This window comes from Pilosibacter fragilis, from assembly GCF_032490495.1.
Taxonomy (GTDB): Bacteria; Bacillota; Clostridia; order Lachnospirales; family Lachnospiraceae; genus Pilosibacter; species Pilosibacter fragilis.
On the sequence record NZ_JAVYJB010000071.1, the window covers coordinates 1 to 654 of the forward strand.

Sequence of the window (654 nt, forward strand, 5' to 3'; positions counted from 1 at the left end):
AGCCTTTTCCAGAGTAGAGATTTCGGCGTTAAGCTCGGACTGTTCCTTTTCGTATTGAGCGTCCAGAGTGGCGTATCTGCTGTCGGACAGCTTTCCTAAAATGTTGTCCTCATAGATTTTGCAGAGCAGGACTTCCAGCTCGGACACTCTCTGCTTTGCGGTGGCAAGGCGTGTACGCTGTTTCCTGACCTCTGCTGTCTGCTGGCTGGACTGCGCTTCCTGCACCACACGGACAAACTCGGCTCGGTCATGCTTGGCATACTCGGCAATGGCTTTCAGCATTTCAGAGACAAGGGACAGTACCACATCTTCATTGATACGGTGCTGTGTCTTGCAGAGTGTCCCGCAAGGAACTTTGGTGTACTGTGAGCAGGTGTATTGAGAAATGCGCTTGCCGTTGTTGGTGCGGTGGACATACATCTTGCCGCCGCAATCGGCGCAATAGAGCAAGCCCGTGAGGGGAGCTGCTTCGCCCCAGCCGTCCGGGTAGCGTCTGACATTCCCACGGATTTTCTGCACAAGGTCAAAGGTCTGCTGGTCAATGATAGCTTCATGGGTATTCTCGAAAATCGTCCATTCGTCCTCCGGGACATAATGGCTTTTCTTGTCCTTGAAGTGCTTTCGGGTCTTGAAATTGATGGTGTGTCCCAGATA

Annotated in this window: 1 protein-coding gene; it reads right to left on the reverse strand. The window is 52.3% G+C overall.

Going from position 1 to position 654, the window contains the following annotated elements; all coding sequences use genetic code 11:
* The coding region (locus ABCW45_RS17790) for a recombinase zinc beta ribbon domain-containing protein (protein ID WP_343221300.1) at window positions 1-654 on the reverse strand (654 nt) is incomplete at both ends.